Source organism: Sodaliphilus sp. (assembly GCF_045598405.1).
In the GTDB taxonomy this organism is placed as follows: domain Bacteria; phylum Bacteroidota; class Bacteroidia; order Bacteroidales; family Muribaculaceae; genus Sodaliphilus; species Sodaliphilus limicaballi.
Map to the genome: position 1 here is coordinate 17,425 of NZ_JAZLLZ010000140.1, position 14,786 is coordinate 32,210.

At 50.4% G+C, this 14,786-nt stretch carries 21 protein-coding genes; 3 read left to right on the plus strand and 18 right to left on the minus strand.

What is annotated here, in order from left to right:
* Positions 1 to 28: 28 nt before the first annotated feature.
* Complete coding sequence (locus ACKI3C_RS09880; RefSeq protein WP_407404550.1) at positions 29 to 325, minus strand: STAS domain-containing protein; 297 nt, start codon at positions 323 to 325, stop codon at positions 29 to 31.
* A 144-nt stretch (positions 326 to 469) separates the two neighbouring features.
* Between ACKI3C_RS09880 and ACKI3C_RS09885 the strand changes: the two genes are divergently transcribed.
* Positions 470 to 1,174 carry a hypothetical protein gene (locus ACKI3C_RS09885; protein ID WP_407404552.1) on the plus strand — a complete coding sequence of 235 codons (705 nt, stop codon included), beginning with the start codon at positions 470 to 472 and terminating at the stop codon, positions 1,172 to 1,174.
* A 32-nt stretch (positions 1,175 to 1,206) separates the two neighbouring features.
* On the opposite strand, the gene ACKI3C_RS09890 is transcribed toward ACKI3C_RS09885, so the two are convergent.
* The 6 genes from ACKI3C_RS09890 to ACKI3C_RS09915 all read right to left on the minus strand — a co-directional run bounded on the left by ACKI3C_RS09890 (position 1,207) and on the right by ACKI3C_RS09915 (position 4,912).
* On the minus strand, positions 1,207 to 1,494 hold the full coding sequence (locus ACKI3C_RS09890) for a hypothetical protein (RefSeq protein WP_407404554.1): 288 nt from the start codon (positions 1,492 to 1,494) through the stop codon (positions 1,207 to 1,209).
* Positions 1,491 to 2,204: a hypothetical protein gene (locus ACKI3C_RS09895; RefSeq protein ID WP_407404556.1), complete on the minus strand. Its 714-nt coding sequence runs from the start codon at positions 2,202 to 2,204 to the stop codon at positions 1,491 to 1,493. Before ACKI3C_RS09895 ends, ACKI3C_RS09890 begins: the two co-directional genes overlap by 4 nt.
* A 73-nt stretch (positions 2,205 to 2,277) precedes the next feature.
* Positions 2,278 to 2,748: a hypothetical protein gene (locus ACKI3C_RS09900; protein WP_407404558.1), complete on the minus strand. Its 471-nt coding sequence runs from the start codon at positions 2,746 to 2,748 to the stop codon at positions 2,278 to 2,280.
* 3 nt (positions 2,749 to 2,751) lie between these two features.
* On the minus strand, positions 2,752 to 3,774 hold the full coding sequence (locus ACKI3C_RS09905; RefSeq protein WP_407404560.1) for a threonine aldolase family protein: 1,023 nt from the start codon (positions 3,772 to 3,774) through the stop codon (positions 2,752 to 2,754).
* Positions 3,775 to 3,782: 8 nt separating this feature from the next.
* Positions 3,783 to 4,511: an SDR family NAD(P)-dependent oxidoreductase gene (locus tag ACKI3C_RS09910; RefSeq protein ID WP_407404562.1), complete on the minus strand. Its 729-nt coding sequence runs from the start codon at positions 4,509 to 4,511 to the stop codon at positions 3,783 to 3,785.
* Positions 4,508 to 4,912, minus strand: a complete 405-nt coding sequence (locus tag ACKI3C_RS09915; protein ID WP_407404564.1) for an FKBP-type peptidyl-prolyl cis-trans isomerase — start codon at positions 4,910 to 4,912, stop codon at positions 4,508 to 4,510. The genes ACKI3C_RS09910 and ACKI3C_RS09915 overlap by 4 nt, the downstream gene beginning before the upstream one ends.
* A gap of 333 nt (positions 4,913 to 5,245) precedes the next feature.
* Between ACKI3C_RS09915 and ACKI3C_RS09920 the strand changes: the two genes are divergently transcribed.
* A complete protein-coding gene (locus tag ACKI3C_RS09920) occupies positions 5,246 to 6,037 on the plus strand; it encodes a M15 family metallopeptidase (protein ID WP_407404566.1) in 792 nt (263 codons plus the stop codon).
* A gap of 59 nt (positions 6,038 to 6,096) precedes the next feature.
* On the opposite strand, the gene ACKI3C_RS09925 is transcribed toward ACKI3C_RS09920, so the two are convergent.
* The 10 genes from ACKI3C_RS09925 to ACKI3C_RS09970 form a co-directional block, all read right to left on the minus strand.
* The gene (locus tag ACKI3C_RS09925) at positions 6,097 to 6,648 is read right to left on the minus strand and encodes a YqiA/YcfP family alpha/beta fold hydrolase (protein WP_407404568.1); all 552 of its coding nucleotides are present in this window, start codon (positions 6,646 to 6,648) and stop codon (positions 6,097 to 6,099) included.
* Between the two features lie 24 nt (positions 6,649 to 6,672).
* Entirely contained in the window at positions 6,673 to 7,608 is a 936-nt protein-coding gene (gene msrA / locus ACKI3C_RS09930; RefSeq protein ID WP_407404570.1) for a peptide-methionine (S)-S-oxide reductase MsrA, read from the minus strand.
* A 6-nt stretch (positions 7,609 to 7,614) separates the two neighbouring features.
* Entirely contained in the window at positions 7,615 to 8,229 is a 615-nt protein-coding gene (locus tag ACKI3C_RS09935) for a hypothetical protein (RefSeq protein ID WP_407404572.1), read from the minus strand.
* 23 nt (positions 8,230 to 8,252) lie between these two features.
* A complete protein-coding gene (locus ACKI3C_RS09940) occupies positions 8,253 to 8,669 on the minus strand; it encodes a secondary thiamine-phosphate synthase enzyme YjbQ (RefSeq protein ID WP_407404574.1) in 417 nt (138 codons plus the stop codon).
* A complete protein-coding gene (locus tag ACKI3C_RS09945; protein WP_407404576.1) occupies positions 8,666 to 9,172 on the minus strand; it encodes a nitroreductase family protein in 507 nt (168 codons plus the stop codon). Before ACKI3C_RS09945 ends, ACKI3C_RS09940 begins: the two co-directional genes overlap by 4 nt.
* Positions 9,169 to 10,215, minus strand: a complete 1,047-nt coding sequence (locus ACKI3C_RS09950) for an MBL fold metallo-hydrolase (RefSeq protein ID WP_407404578.1) — start codon at positions 10,213 to 10,215, stop codon at positions 9,169 to 9,171. Before ACKI3C_RS09950 ends, ACKI3C_RS09945 begins: the two co-directional genes overlap by 4 nt.
* Positions 10,216 to 10,243: 28 nt before the next feature.
* Positions 10,244 to 10,660: a PepSY-like domain-containing protein gene (locus ACKI3C_RS09955; protein WP_407404580.1), complete on the minus strand. Its 417-nt coding sequence runs from the start codon at positions 10,658 to 10,660 to the stop codon at positions 10,244 to 10,246.
* Between the two features lie 23 nt (positions 10,661 to 10,683).
* Complete coding sequence (locus tag ACKI3C_RS09960; RefSeq protein ID WP_407404582.1) at positions 10,684 to 11,841, minus strand: MFS transporter; 1,158 nt, start codon at positions 11,839 to 11,841, stop codon at positions 10,684 to 10,686.
* 57 nt (positions 11,842 to 11,898) lie between these two features.
* The gene (locus ACKI3C_RS09965; RefSeq protein ID WP_407404584.1) at positions 11,899 to 12,747 is read right to left on the minus strand and encodes a helix-turn-helix domain-containing protein; all 849 of its coding nucleotides are present in this window, start codon (positions 12,745 to 12,747) and stop codon (positions 11,899 to 11,901) included.
* A 102-nt stretch (positions 12,748 to 12,849) separates the two neighbouring features.
* A complete protein-coding gene (locus ACKI3C_RS09970; RefSeq protein ID WP_407404586.1) occupies positions 12,850 to 13,602 on the minus strand; it encodes a glycosyltransferase family 2 protein in 753 nt (250 codons plus the stop codon).
* A gap of 93 nt (positions 13,603 to 13,695) precedes the next feature.
* Here ACKI3C_RS09970 and ACKI3C_RS09975 point away from each other — a divergent pair, with 93 nt between their 5' ends.
* Positions 13,696 to 14,202, plus strand: coding sequence for a hypothetical protein (locus tag ACKI3C_RS09975; protein ID WP_407404588.1), 507 nt, complete (start codon positions 13,696 to 13,698; stop codon positions 14,200 to 14,202).
* Between the two features lie 4 nt (positions 14,203 to 14,206).
* On the opposite strand, the gene ACKI3C_RS09980 is transcribed toward ACKI3C_RS09975, so the two are convergent.
* Entirely contained in the window at positions 14,207 to 14,569 is a 363-nt protein-coding gene (locus ACKI3C_RS09980) for an HIRAN domain-containing protein (protein ID WP_407404590.1), read from the minus strand.
* Positions 14,570 to 14,786: the final 217 nt, after the last annotated feature.

Here is a 14,786-nt window from a genome sequence, read left to right on the forward strand (position 1 = left end):
TCAGGGAAGACATGAGGGATATTTGTGATTATTCGAATGTGAACATCGTGTCGAGTTTGGTCACCTTGAGAATTTGAAGTATCTCAGGGCGCACTCCCTTCAACGCCACATCACTTCCCGCTGCCTTTCGCAAGAAAAGGAACAAGCGAATACCTGATGAACTGATGTATTCCAACTCGCTGCAATCAATACTTAAAGACCTTCCACTCAGGCTATCAGCCTGAGACTGCACCTGTTCTGTAATATTCTGCGCCGACATTGTGTCAAGGCGACCAGCAAATTTAATCAAAACACCACTGGCGTTTTCTGCAATGTTAAATTCCATATACTTTATTTTTAGTTCTATTTTAACTACAAAAATATACCTAAATACAGACATAAGCAAATCTACATTGATATTTTTTTATTATTTATCCTTTTAGTTGGCATTTTTTATATAAATTTGCAGTAAACAAAACTAAACACTAGTATGAATCGATTTTTTATTATTGCTCTTTCAGCACTGGTTCTTGCTTCATGCAACAAGAAACCTCAAAAACAAGAACAAACAACCGAAACGACTAAGGCCGAAGCCTCTATTCAAGAAGTAGAATACAAGGCCCCTGAGTATCTGTCACAAGACCTTGCCATGCAAGACCTGGCTGGGCATGTAAAGTCTATGGAATATACCGTGAGCGAATGCGACGAGAATGGACAAGCGCTCCCCTCCGAGGGCATGTCACTCCTGTTCTTCTTCAACGAGAAGGGATCTATGACAAAGGGATATGTATCTTCCAAGGAAGAAAAAGGACCTAAGTTCATTCGCAACGAGCAGGGACAAATCAAGCAGACCGAGCGAATGATTGCTGAACTTAACTTTACTTATATCAATAGTTTCGCGTATAACACCGATGGTACCGTTGCCAGTGAAAAGGTTGATGGATATGAAGTTTCGTCACACACCACCTACACCTATGAGAATGGTGTCCTCGTTTCATCGATAGGACAGGAAACAGGAGAGGGTATGACCTACAAGACCCGCAACACCTTCAAAGTGCTTGAAGTGGACAGCCATGGCAGCTGGACTAAACGCATGTGCACTAGTGACGTGACCTACACCGAGCAAGGCAACCCAAAAGAGGAAAAACAAACAACTTATGCAATCGAGGAGCGTAAGATTGAATACTATCTCTAAAAACAAAGAAACACATTGCAAGAAGAGGATGGTCACAACGATGCATCCTTTTCTTGCTTTTTGGTATTGCGGCGCTTGAAAATGCGCTTAAATCGTCGCACACCTTCCACGCCTAGTATTGTGATGCCGCTATATTGGAACGTCTTTGCTAGACCGAACAGGATTATCCACAGCACGCCTTTTGTCTCTACGCTGAGGGGTAGAGCCATCTGAGCAAACGACAAGATGTAAAATGGTATGCAGCACAGCAGCACTATCACTCCTGTGCGAAATGATAATTTGCCAAGCCAGTTTTTTATAGATTCTAGTATTTTTTTCATATAATTTTTTCGATTTTCTTTACCGCAGATGCTGGAAAAAGCTCGGTGATATGGGCAATTATGCGCTGGCGAGATTCCTCGGGCGTGCGACCTTCTACATGACGGGCAATGGGAAACAAGTCGGGGTACATCGCCTCGGGCGTGCAGTAACGAGCCACGCCCCATCCATAGGTCTCGCCTGTGCGCGACACCTGGTACTCAAAGTCGGCGATACACACGTGTGTGCCCATTTGCAACTGCGCTATGAGCGAGTCAAATGCAGTGCCGTTGCGCTTGTTCACGATAGGAGCAGTGGGATCATCGGGGTTAAATGTCTTCTTGCGGCGGCTCAGGGTGAAACCGCTCTCTACCTTGAGACGCTTGGACAACATCGATTCATTTTCTACAAGCACCTCATGAATACGACGGGCATCATCGTCAAATGCCGACAACGGCAACTGCGACCGACGCCAATTCATAAAATCGGGCAACCACTCCAGGCTGATGTAACCCGCCTTTTTACCGAAGAATTTCCCGTAGGCACTCTCCCAGTTAGCAATGATGGGACCCTTCCACTGCCACGGCCCTTTTTCAAAGTCGTCGCCGAAAAGTAATTCTGGAGGCGTGAGCTCTTGTATCGAAAAACCTTCAATGCCATTCTTGAAAAAAGGCATGAAACCCCATTGCTTGATGAGGTGTTCTAACTTATGTTGGCTAGTTATTAGGTCCATATATAAAACTGCGATTTCAACGGAATAATTCGTGCACTTTGGTTAGGAGATTTTGTCTTTGGGTTATCAGAGTTTAAATCAAGGTTATTGGAGTTACCTTAAACACTATGCGAAACGTTCCTTCGTTATAGCTCGTGCTGGTAATCTTGAAGTGCCCGATTTCGCTCGTTGATTCCACATGCGTGCCGATGCAAGCGCACACATCGTAATCGCCAATGCGCACAATGCAAAGTGTCTCGCTCGCACCCTCGGGAAGTTTGTCAAGCACGACGCCCTCGGGAATCGTGTCGCGTGTCACATACTCGTAGGTCACCGGCAGATTCTCGGCAATGAGGCGGTTCATTGTTGCCTCTACCTCGGCAACCTGCTCGGGCGAGGGACACACGGGCAGGTTATAGTTTATTTTACTCTTCTTGCGTTCTATGTGGGCATTGCGTGAACGCTCACACCCGAACATACGCACCATGGTCTGGTTTAGCAGGTGTTCGGCTGTATGGCTGGGGGCATGCTCAGCCTTGTTATGTTCGTTAAGTATCGGTTCCATTGTTTACAGTAGTTGTTCTAGGGTGGCGATGTCCTGCTCGGTGGTTTCCCACGAGGTGACAAACCGCACTCGCGACTCACTTTCTCCACGCGGACCCCAATATTCAAAGGTTGCATGTGCCTGAATTCTATCGATTACTTCGTTGGGCAAAACAAAGAATTGCTGATTGGTGGGCGAATCAATGAATGGCTTAAACCCTTTGCTTTCCAGTGCCTTGCGCAGTCTCAGCGCAAGCCCCACTGCATGATGCCCTATGCGCAGGTATAAATTGCGAGTAAATAATGCCTCAAACTGCATTCCCAGCAGTCGTCCCTTGGCAAGCACAGCACCATGTGCCTTCATCAGCGGGAAGAAGCGTGGCAACAGCGACTTGTGGGTACACACTACCGCTTCGCCAAAGAGGGCACCCATCTTGGTACCACCTATGTAGAACACATCGGCAAGGCGGGCGATGTCGGGCAAGGTCACGTCGGGCGACGCAGCAAGTCCATGACCCAGGCGGGCTCCGTCAATGTAAAGCGGGATGTTATACTCTTGACACACAGTGCTAAGCTGTTCAAGCTCGCCGAGCGTGTATAGTGTGCCCAGTTCGGTGGGGAATGAGATATACACCGCACCGGGAGCCACCATGTGCTCGTTGGTGTCATCGGCATAGAAGTCGTGCAGATAGCCACGCACCTCGGCAGGGCAAAGTTTACCATCGTGGCTCGGCAACGCTATCACCTTGTGGCTAAACAGCTCCACTGCACCCGACTCGTGCACATTGATATGCCCGGTCTCGGCGGCAATCACGCCGTCGATACGGCCCAGGATGCCGTCGAGCACGGTGGAATTGGTCTGCGTGCCGCCCACCATGAAGTGAACTGCGGCTTCGGGCGTGCCACACGCCTCGCGAATGAGATCCTTCGCACGAGCACAGAAGTTGTCGCTGCCATATCCGGCAGTCTGAACCAAGTTGTTTTTCACTATAGCGTCAAGCACCTCGGGGTGTGCGCCAGCCATATAATCACAGTCAAAGTGTATCATAAAATTTGCTATTCAGGATAAATCATTTTGCGCGTCACGCCGCCATCCACAGTGATAGTTTGGCCGTTGACAAAGTCGTTTTTCTCCTCACACAGGAATAGCGCCATGCGGGCAATGTCGCCCGGCTCGCCCACACGCCGGCTAGGGTGAAAATCATGATCCTCGGGCCGCAGCACTTCGTCCTCGTTGACATGTATCCACCCAGGTGCAATGGCGTTGACAGTAATGCGGTAAGGTGCCAGCGAGATCGACAGCGCATGAGTGAGCGAATAGATTCCGCCCTTGCTCGCCGCATAGCCCTCGGTGCCCGGCTCACTCATCAGGTAGCGGCTTGAACACAGGTTGACGATGCGTCCGTAGGCCGTATTTCCGTTACTCTCGCGGTGCCGGGCAAGAAACCGCGAAGTGATAAATGCCGAGCGCAAGTTGGTGGCAATCACGCGGTCAAAGTCCTCGACAGTGACCTCGGTAATGGGTTTGAAATTGCCCACGCCCACGTTATTGATGACCACGTCTATATCACCCCATTCGTCCGCTAGGCGTTGCAGGCAACGCTCCAAGGCATCCTTGTCGCACACATCGCAGGGCATGAACAGCGTGCCTGTTGCAGCTGCCACGTCCTCTCCTCCTGCCTCATTGATGTCGCAGAACGCAACCTTATTGCCCTGGGCAGCAAACGCCTCAACCATGGCTTGCCCCAATCCGTGAGCGCCACCGGTGATAAATACCCGTTTCATGAGATGCCTATGAGCTCAATTTCAAAAACCAGAGTCGAGCAACCTGGAATACCAGGGATGCTGCGCTTGCCATAGCCCTGCTGCCACGGGATATATACCATCCAGTGGTCGCCCTTGTGCATGTGGCACAACGCGGTGGTGAATCCAGTGATCAAGTCGTTCACACGGAATGCCTCGGGACAACCGCGCTCCCACGAGTCGTCAAAGACACTGCCGTCGATGAGCGAGCCACGGTAGTGGCAGGTAACCACACTGCGCGGAGTCACAGTGCCCTGACCTGTACCCTCGCCAAGCACTTCATAGAGCACGCCGCCTTCGAGCGATTTCACACCGTCCATGTCGGCACGCGCCACCATGAACATTTCGTTTTCAAAGCGATATTCTTCCTTGTTTTTTGCCATACAACAGTAATTTAGACTATAAAGATAGTCACAGTTGACGAGGTTTGCAAATATTTTTCCACAAGTTGCATCATTTACCGAATTTTTAACATAACTTTGTGGCAAGAATAATTATTCAGCTATGGTATTTGGGGAAATATCCCCCCGCGCTGATCTCACGAGTCTCAAAAAATTAACAACAGATTGCTCTGACTTAACAGGAAAAGAAATTATTCTAATTATTTTAATTTCTTTCAGTTATTATTAAATCCGTGATATCAGTGAAATCTGCGCGAGGACTCCGCAAAAAAAGTTATTGGTGAATAGTATTGTAGAAAGAACAAAAGATTATATATGAGAAAATTAGTACTAACTTTAACTTTGCTGGCAACTTTGCTGGCAACGGCAAGCGACATAAAAGACCGCAGCGACCTGCACGAAGTAATCAATCAGGCCGCCACGATTGTTGCTACACGTGTTCCTGGCAACACCGAGATAGGCGCCAAGTCAATGTCGCCCGATGATCCCTCTGGTTTTGTCGTGATCACCGACGTTATTCCCGACGCGATTATCGAACTGCGTTACTATTCCAACTACAATTTTGTGGGCAGCCGTGTGGACGGGTATCTCGAACCCATTGCTCTGTGCACACGCGAAGCAGCGGCAGCGCTAAAACTCGTGGCCAATGACCTGCGTGAAAAAGGATATAGGCTTAAAATCTATGATGCCTACCGCCCACAGTGTGCCGTTGACCACTTCGTGCGGTGGACAGCTGACCCCGACACATCGACCCGAGCCGATTTCTATCCCCTAACACGAGTGAAAAAGACTTTGTTCCCCCAATACATAGCCCGCAAGAGCGGCCACACCAAGGGCAGCACCCTCGACCTCACTGTGGTCGATGCAAGCACTGGCGAGGAAATTGACATGGGCGGCACGTTTGACTTCTTCGGCAACGTGTCACACTACAAATACCGCCACATCACCCGCGAGAAGAAAGCCAATAGGCGACTCCTCCACGACACAATGGAACGACACGGTTTCAAGCACTACCCCGACGAATGGTGGCACTTCACCCTCAAGAACCAACCATATCCCAACACTTACTTCACTTTCCCTGTCACACAAGACTCATTACCCCGATAAAGCACGAAACACCCGAGTTTGGAGCTCAAACTCGGGTGTTTATTCCTAGTGTAACCAGATTATTGCAAATCGCCTGCTATACACTTTACTATCAACGGCATGGCATCAGATGAGAGACGATGCGTGCCTGGGATAGTGGAAGTGGGCAGATGCGCTTCCATGCATGGACGGTAGGTGTTGCCCAGCAGTTCGTCGTGCTCGGCCATGAAGCAGTGGCTGCCTGCTGGCAAGTGGTCGAACACGCGTGATTCAAACGGCCCGTAGCTGGCGATTAGCTCTGGAGTGGGCACAGGTTTGCCAGGCAGGGGCTTCAGTTTGGCAAGTTCGACAGTGGGCACAAGGCAGGGATTGACGATAATTTTCTTGCTATCCACATTGAGGCACAACGCGAGGAAAGCCCCGAGAGACGACCCCATGACCACTTCAATGTTATGTTCTTTGATTTTTTCTTCAAGGAACGCTAGGGCTGCCGCACAATCGCGTTGCGGATAGTCGAAACACATCACCTCATATTTATCACAGGGCAAGAACTGCTTTAGTTTTCCCACGGTGCTGCTCATGGGCGAGCCGCCGTAACCATAAACGTATAATACCTTTTTCTTTGCTTCCATAATTGTTTAGGTAAATAAGCCTCCTTAAAATTTTTTGATGCGGAAATGGCAATAGGGAGCTCCACCGGTTTTTTCGTAGTAACGCTGTTGGTACTCCTCGCCTATCCAGAACGGAGCACGGTCGAGAAGCAAGGTGTTAACCACATGCCCCTTGCTGCGAAGCAAATCAATAACTGCCTGTGCCTCGCGGTGTTGCTGGTCGTCGGCAGCAAAGATGCAGCTGCGGTACTGCGGACCTATGTCCTCTCCCACCCCGTCGGTCTGTGCCGGATCGTGGATTTCAAAGAACACCTTGCACAAGTCGGTGTAACTTACCCGCTGGGGATCATACTCAATGAGCACAGCCTCCACGTGGCCGGTGGCATGGTCGCGCACCTGGGCGTAGGACGGGAATTGCTCCTCTCCGCCAGTGTAGCCCACAAGGGTGCGAGTGACACCTTCTATCTTCTCCATTTCGTGTTGCACGCCCCAGTAGCAACCACCGGCAAACACCGCTGTCGCCACGCCGGCTTGCTCCTTGTACAGGTCGATGCGAGAACATTTCTCCACTGCTGCCTTGACCATTTCAAGCGCAGGCCCGTGCTTGGCTTGCAGGTCTGGATAGGCCTTGCCTCGGGTGTAGTTGTGACGCAAGTCATTGTATTTCACCTGCAAGGCGATGGGATTGCCAGAGTCGATGATGCGTTGCACGTATTCGTAATAATCTTCGCCCTCGACATGAGTGAGCAGGCGCAAGGCATTAACCACTCCCACGGGAATGCCTGCCGCGAGCAGGTCGTCGTGAGTGTAGCAGGTGTCTTCTACCACGTCATGCAGGAACCCTGCCATGCGCTCCTCGTCGGTGTGTCCCATGAGCCCCACCGTGAGCGGATGCAGGATAACGGGTGCCCCGTCGCGGTCGGTCTGGCCAGCATGGGCCTTGACAACAATCCCTAGCGCAATATCTATTGCATTTCCCATGATTTATCAGGGCATGTAAGAGCGGTGAATCTTCACCACCTTGCCGTTTTTAACAGTAATTGTTGTGTTCAACACGCAGAACTCATGGCTCCAACTGGTCTTGAGGTAGTTGCCTATGTTCTGACCCAGTACATTCTTCGACTTCATGGGGTCACCGTCGATACCGTCGTCCCTCATCTTTGCCGAAACGGGAACAAACAGAGTCGTTGTGCCCTGGCTTGTATAGGTGGGGTAATCGTCATCACCACACACCACATAAGTGTCGGCAACCTGGGGTTCCAGGTAGAGACACCCCTCTTCATTCTCATTGATGGTGTAGTGTCCGTCTTCTACTTTGACCGATTTCACGTCGATTACGCCATCACCTGTGATAATGTTATCACCCGGCTCGATTTCAGCCAGCAGTTTGCCGTCATAAACATCGACAGTGAACACTTCGAAGGTGATATAATACCCCTTTGCGGTAGTCTTCACTGTAGCAGGATCGAATGCAACGGGATAAGTGCCGTCTTCAAGCTTGGCAACATTAACCCCCGTTTCGTTTGGACGCAAAATGCCCACACCAGCCATAGCGCTGATGTTAAGCATTGCAACTAATAGGGAGAGAATTGTTTTTTTCATAGATAATATAAGTTTAGTTTAGATTATTCACCTATTATTGTCGCCACCACTCGACGGGGACCGCCGTGGTCACGGAACTCACACAAATAGACTCCTTGCCAGGTGCCAAGGTTTAACCGGCCTTGCGAAATGGGGATAGTGAGACTCACGCCGCACAGGGTGCTCTTGGCATGCGCGGGCATGTCATCGAGTCCCTCAAAGGTATGGTCATAGTAGGGTTCTCCCTCGCGCACCAGTCGGTTGAATATCTCGTTCATGTCAGTTCGCACATCGGGGTCAGCGTTTTCGTTTATCGAGAGCCCGCAGCTGGTGTGCTTGACAAAGAGGTTGAGAATACCATATTTGGGCAACGGACGGGGCAACGCTGCAATTATCTCACTGGTGACAAGATGAAACCCTCGCGGCCGGGCATTCAGTCTAAATTCAACCTGCTGTATCATAAGCGAGTAACAATATTGTTAATATCTTTGCGTTTTTTCCCTGCGATTTCGCCATCAGGATAACCCACAGCCACAATGACGGCGGGTTCTTCGTTTTGCGCCATGCTCAACGCATCGTGGAGCATAGGGGCATCAAAGTTGCACACCCAGCACGACCCCAGGCCGCAGTCGGCAGCAGCAAGGCACAGATGCTGGGCAGCGATGGCAATATCGATGTTGCCATGAGGCTTGCCATCGAGCTGACGCACCCACTCTTCGTCATGACGCACCGAGCACACGATGTAAAGCGGCGCACCCTTGAACCACTCGCGGTCATAACTCCGCTGAACAGCAGCACGCGCATCAGCACCTTGCACGACATAGAAATGCCATGGTTGGAAATTAACCGCCGAAGGCGCCATGCGAGCGCATTCGAGCATATAGTCTATTTTTTCGTCCTCTACCTGACGGGTAGTGAAACTGCGCACCGAGGCACGCTGCAAAGTCAATTCTTTAAACGTCATTGATACTGTCTTATTCTTACGTCAATATCGGTATTTTTCAGCAATTCCACTGCTTGGATTATATCGGTAGTTCCGTAGTGGTAAGGGAACAAAACCTTGGGGTTAACCATGCGGGCTGCGTGGTCAAGCTGGTTCACATTCATCGTGAAAGGTAGATTGCAGGGAAGGAACGCAACATCCACATCTTTGATTGTGTTCATCTCCTCTATATCTTCGGTGTCGCCGGCAATGTAAACGCGAAATCCCTCAAAATCCAGAATATATCCATTGTCACGTCCTTTGGGATGGAACTGCTGCTTGTCCACCGAGTTGTTGTAGGCGGGAACTGCTTTTACTGAAAGGCCTAAAACCTCGGTTTCATCGGCATTTTTCAGCACCTGGCCCACACCTCCCAGCAACTCGCTGCTGCGGGGATTGGTGATGAGAATGGTGCCCTGCTTTGAGATTGCCGCGATAGCATCTTTGTCGAGGTGATCGTGGTGCTCGTGAGTGACAAGGATAACATCGGCCTTGGGCAACAAGCTATAATCGGTCACAGGAGGAATTGCCTTGCCCACGGGATCAACATACACCCACTTGTCGCCAAACTGGATGCGGAGGCTTCCGTGCTTGATGCAACACATCTTCACCATGGTGCCACTGGGCGAGAGAAAAACATCGGTTTCCTCGCGAGTTACAGGTTTTCCAGCTGCTGTCCAGCCATTGTACCCGCTTTCAAGTTCCACCACATCATAGCCAGCAGCGGCAAGTATTTGAGCTGCCTTCTTGCTACGGTTACCGCTGCGGCAATACAGGGCGATTGTCTTGCCTTGCGGCAGCACCTCACGAGCGCGCTCCTCAAAATCGTTGTTTAGCACGTCTATGCAAGGAGCCTCGGCCAAGTGTCCCTCGGCATATTCTCCGGCAGTGCGCACGTCAAGACGCACCACTGCGGGATCGCTTATCACTTTTTCGAACTCATCGACAGGAACACTGCGGAATTCTCCCGATTGTTCCGTCGCTTTGCACCCTGTGAGGGAACCTAGCATCGATATTATTCCCATAAGAAAAATTTTTAGTTTCATTGCTTATTTATATTTCGATTATCTTGTATTCCAGACCCAGGAAATTGCCCTGCTTGTCAAATTTCATCTTGGTTTTACCATACAATTCCACCTTGTAGCCATAAGTTTCATGCTCAATCTTGACGATAGTGCGCCCCATGTAATTATCGGCAACGTACTTCTTGATTGCGGCAGGCACTATCTCGGCAGGCACACCGCCCGGATCCTCAACCGATTCCCACTGTCCCTGGGCATCGAGTTCAATCTCCACGTCGCCCGTCAAGCGAATCTCACACCCGCCGTCATCGTCACTTGTGTCGCACAAGAGGATTTCCATGTCGGGGTAATAACGGTTCGCGAAGTCCTTGCCCGCCTGCGGAATACCATCACCGCACGACGTGAGCAGGAATAATACTACTGCTATGATTGCCGTCTTTTTCATCATTCTTTTGTTATCTCGTACTATGTTTACTTTTTTTCTTTGCCACAAAACGCCAATATCGCAAACACCGACGACAGCAGCGCTCCGGCTACAAATGTTATTGCCGTGCTATACAAGATGTTACCCATGCCCATTACAGGAGAAACGACTCCACCCACCAGGAAACCCGCCGCCACCGAGAGCGACGATGCCGTGCCCGCCTGGTAGCGGGCGCTGTCGAGTGCAATGGTGGTGGATGATGTGAGTGTGATGCCCATGAATGTGAGCATGAGACACACCGCCACCTCGTAATAAACAAAGCCCAAGTCAAACAACAGCGTAGCAGCCACAATGGCGGTGAACACTAGCATGCCCACGCAACTCACTCGCACACCTGCCCTAGCACTAGGCAATGCCGCTGCCAGTGCAGCACCCACGCCTATGAAAATGCCATTTATCGCAAGCGTGACGCCAATATATTCGCCCATACCATATCGAAGTGCGATGAACGCCGACGATGCCAGGTTGCCGAAGAGCAACACCTCGGCTGTGGCCTGCTGCAAGACCATGCATATAAACTTGCGGTTCTTGAAAACAGCGACAAATCGACGAAAAACATCGGTAAAACCGTGATTACTGCGCTTGGTGGCAGGCAACGACTCCTTGAGCATGAAGCACCCCACGGCAAGCACGATGCCCACGCCGAGCATCACTGCAAACACACCTCGCCAGCCAGCAATACTCACCATGGCACCGCCCACCATAGGGGTGACAATGGGCATGATGCCATTAACCACATTGATCACAGCCATTGCCTTCAGCAGACTGCGTTCGGCAAATGAGTCGGTGGCCACTGAACGAGATATCGCGATGCCACCGGCCGCCGTGAACCCTTGCACAAAGCGCAATGCCATGAACAGATTCAACGATGTTACCGGCAGAATACAGGCAGTTGAGACCACAAATAGCCCCATTGACACAAGCAACGGGCGACGACGTCCCATGGCATCGCTCAACGCGCCCCACATGAGCGTGCCTAGCGACAACCCCAGCATGCCGGCGGCAAATCCGCCTTGAACCATAGGTTCGGACACCTGGAAATAATCTACCAGCGACGGCATTGCCGGTGAGAACAAGTTGTTGACAACAGTGGCCAACGCTGCCAGCAACCCCAATATTATGTATAGAAATATCGAATTATTCAATGTTACGTTAGTTTTAGTTATGTTAGATTTGTAATGAGAACGGGGACGGCAGAGGGTTTATTTCAGTCCCGCACATTGTTTCCTGAACACAATAGGAGATAGGCCTGTCATCTTGCGGAAGAACTTTCCCAGACTCGACTGATCGGAGAAACCGAAATCAAAGGCAATGACTTTCATCGACTTGCCGCTCATCATGATTTCACGCTTGAGTTGCGACAGAAGCACCGACGAGATAATCTCCTTGGCCTTGCGACCCGACTTCTGCTTGCATATCTCCCCCAGATACTTGGCTGTGATGTTGAGTTTGTCGGCATAAAAAGCCACCTCGTGTTCAGTGCGCACGTTGTCGTTGAGCAAATTCACGAAATCGCGGAAGTAGTTGTCGGTCACAGAGTAAACAAACCGAGCACGGCCATTAGCATCAGTACATTCAGTGTCGCACAGCAAAATCATCATGTTGCGAAACAATGCTCCGCTCAACTGCTGCGAATACTTGTTGCCGGGAAAAGACTGGTATTGATTAAGGCCTTCCATGAGGTTGAGCAGCATGTCCCAGTCTTGCTTGACATCTACCACACGGTTAGAGCGCGAGAACACAGTGCGTATTTTCTCGGTGCCTATGCCAACTATTGATTCAAATGCAAAACTATCATTAATTACCAAGACCATAGCCTTGAAATCGTCACTCATGCTCAAAGTGTTAAGCATTGACACATGAGGGAAGACGATGCGCATGCCAGCACTCGCGCGCACGGTTTCCATGTTCATCTCATACTCAACGCTACCCGAGGTTATCAAGGCAACTATAGTGTATTTTGCCGATATGATTCGCCCCACCACATGGCGCTCGGGCGTAAGATCTATTACACAATAACCTTTCTCTGCAATAGTTTGTTTTTGGTCCATAATTCTATTAATCGTTGCAACAATTCTGTTTTGGACCACAAAAGTAGTAAAAATCTACCAATAAAACCAACCCACCACCGCCCTTTGAACAATTTTTAAGTATTATTTGCCAAATTTGCGGCGAAGTTTGTTCAGCGCATAGCGTGGCACGAAAGTGACGTGCCGCCACACCGTGGGCATTGTGCCATAGTAATGGCACATGATGTTGAAACGCTCTTTTAGCGAAGCCTTGTGGTGCTTGTCGGTGAGCCCGTCGGTGAGAAAACTGATGATAGGTTCCTTGCCCACGTAGGCATTGTGCTGTGATTTCATTAACACCTTGATGCACCAGTCATAGTCGGCGCTATACTTGTATTTCAAGTCGTAATGAGTCACAATGTCTCTCCTGGCAACAAACGCCTGGTGGCACACCAGCATGCCACGCTTGAAGCTGTCGGCAGTGAGATGCTTGGGGGCCCTCAAATGGCGTGCTCCTACCACCTTGCGAGAGGCATCGACCAGCTGTGTCTGTCCGTATATCACGCCCGGGGCATCCTCGCTCGCTCGTGCCAGGCGGCCAAGCGAATCGCTCGAAGCAAACGAGTCGCCGGCATTGAGGAATATCAGATACCGTCCTCTGGCGCAGTCTATCGCCTTGTTCATGGCATCATACAGTCCCTTGTCGCGCTCACTGAACAGGCGTGTGGACGAGATGCCCGCTGCACGCACGCGGTCTAGAGTGTCGTCGGTCGATGCACCGTCCATCACGATATATTCATAGTCGGTAAACGTCTGGTCCTGCACGCTTTGAAGCGTAGGCCCTATGACCTGGCCTGCATTCCAAGTAACGGTGATTATACTAAACAATGGTTCCATGTTTCTAGTCTGAATTGTAGTTTGGACTTACAAAGATACATCAAAATTTGACAATGACCAAAATAAAAGCACACGCTACTGCGTTAAATAGTTATGAAACAAACTATCGCAACATTACTCGTGATGCTGCTAGCCGTGGCAAGCGGTTGCCAACGCATCAACAACAAGGAAGTGCCTAACTATGTGGTGAACATCGACTTGGGTTCACATGCGCTGTGGGCCACCTATGGCGTGAGCGGCGTGGGAGAGCACCGCATCTTCGACCGCGCGCAGCACCTCCCCGCCAACTTTGCCTACAACGCCAACACCTACACCGGCTATGGCGGCGTGCTGCTCATCATGGGACTTGATGCATCAACAGGCAGTTACGCACCCATCGCGTTTGACGCTTCATGCCCCGTCGAGCGACAGGCAAGCGTGAAGGTAAGCATCGACGCTTCCACCCTCGAGGCCGTGTGCCCGCAGTGCAAGTCGCGCTACAACGTGCTCACCGGCAGCGGAGGCCCCGTGAGCGGGCGCGCCTACACAAGCAAGTATGGATTGCGCATGTGCAGCGTGCACCCGTCCAAACTAGGCGGCTATATCATCACGTCAAAGTAAGCGTTCAATCGGCAGCGATATTACGCTTTATCTTGACCGTGAGGTGAATCTGCTGCTCGTAGTGAGCCTCCGGGTTAATGCGGCTGATGCGGCAGTCAAATATCTTGTCCCATCCCATCTCCAGGAATGCAGCAAGGTCGGTGTTGTGCGCACTAGGAATGTAGCCCAGCAAAACTTCCTCCACTTCGTTGGCTTCCAGCACGTTTTCATACACCACCGCAACTGCGTCGGGATCGTAACGGTTGTCAAGTTCACGCACCAACTTCACGCGATTGCCCACTTCGAGTTTGCCAAAGACTTCATTGCAGTCATGATACTGGCGTCCTGCCAGATGACATTCCATGTAAAATAATTTGTTCTTAATCATGATAACAGTGTTTTTAACGTTCAACACTGCAAAATTAGCCGTCGCATAGGCAAGAAACAGGCACACACAAACAAATGTTAACCCAACTTTGACGGCTTGATTTGGTTTTCTTTGCTGGTTCAGCGAGTTGCGCTTTGGGGTTTGCGTTACTGTGTACTACAAAGTTTTTTTCTCTTTCTGAATGGCATCGTTTTGTATTTTAGTCGTTGGTATATGT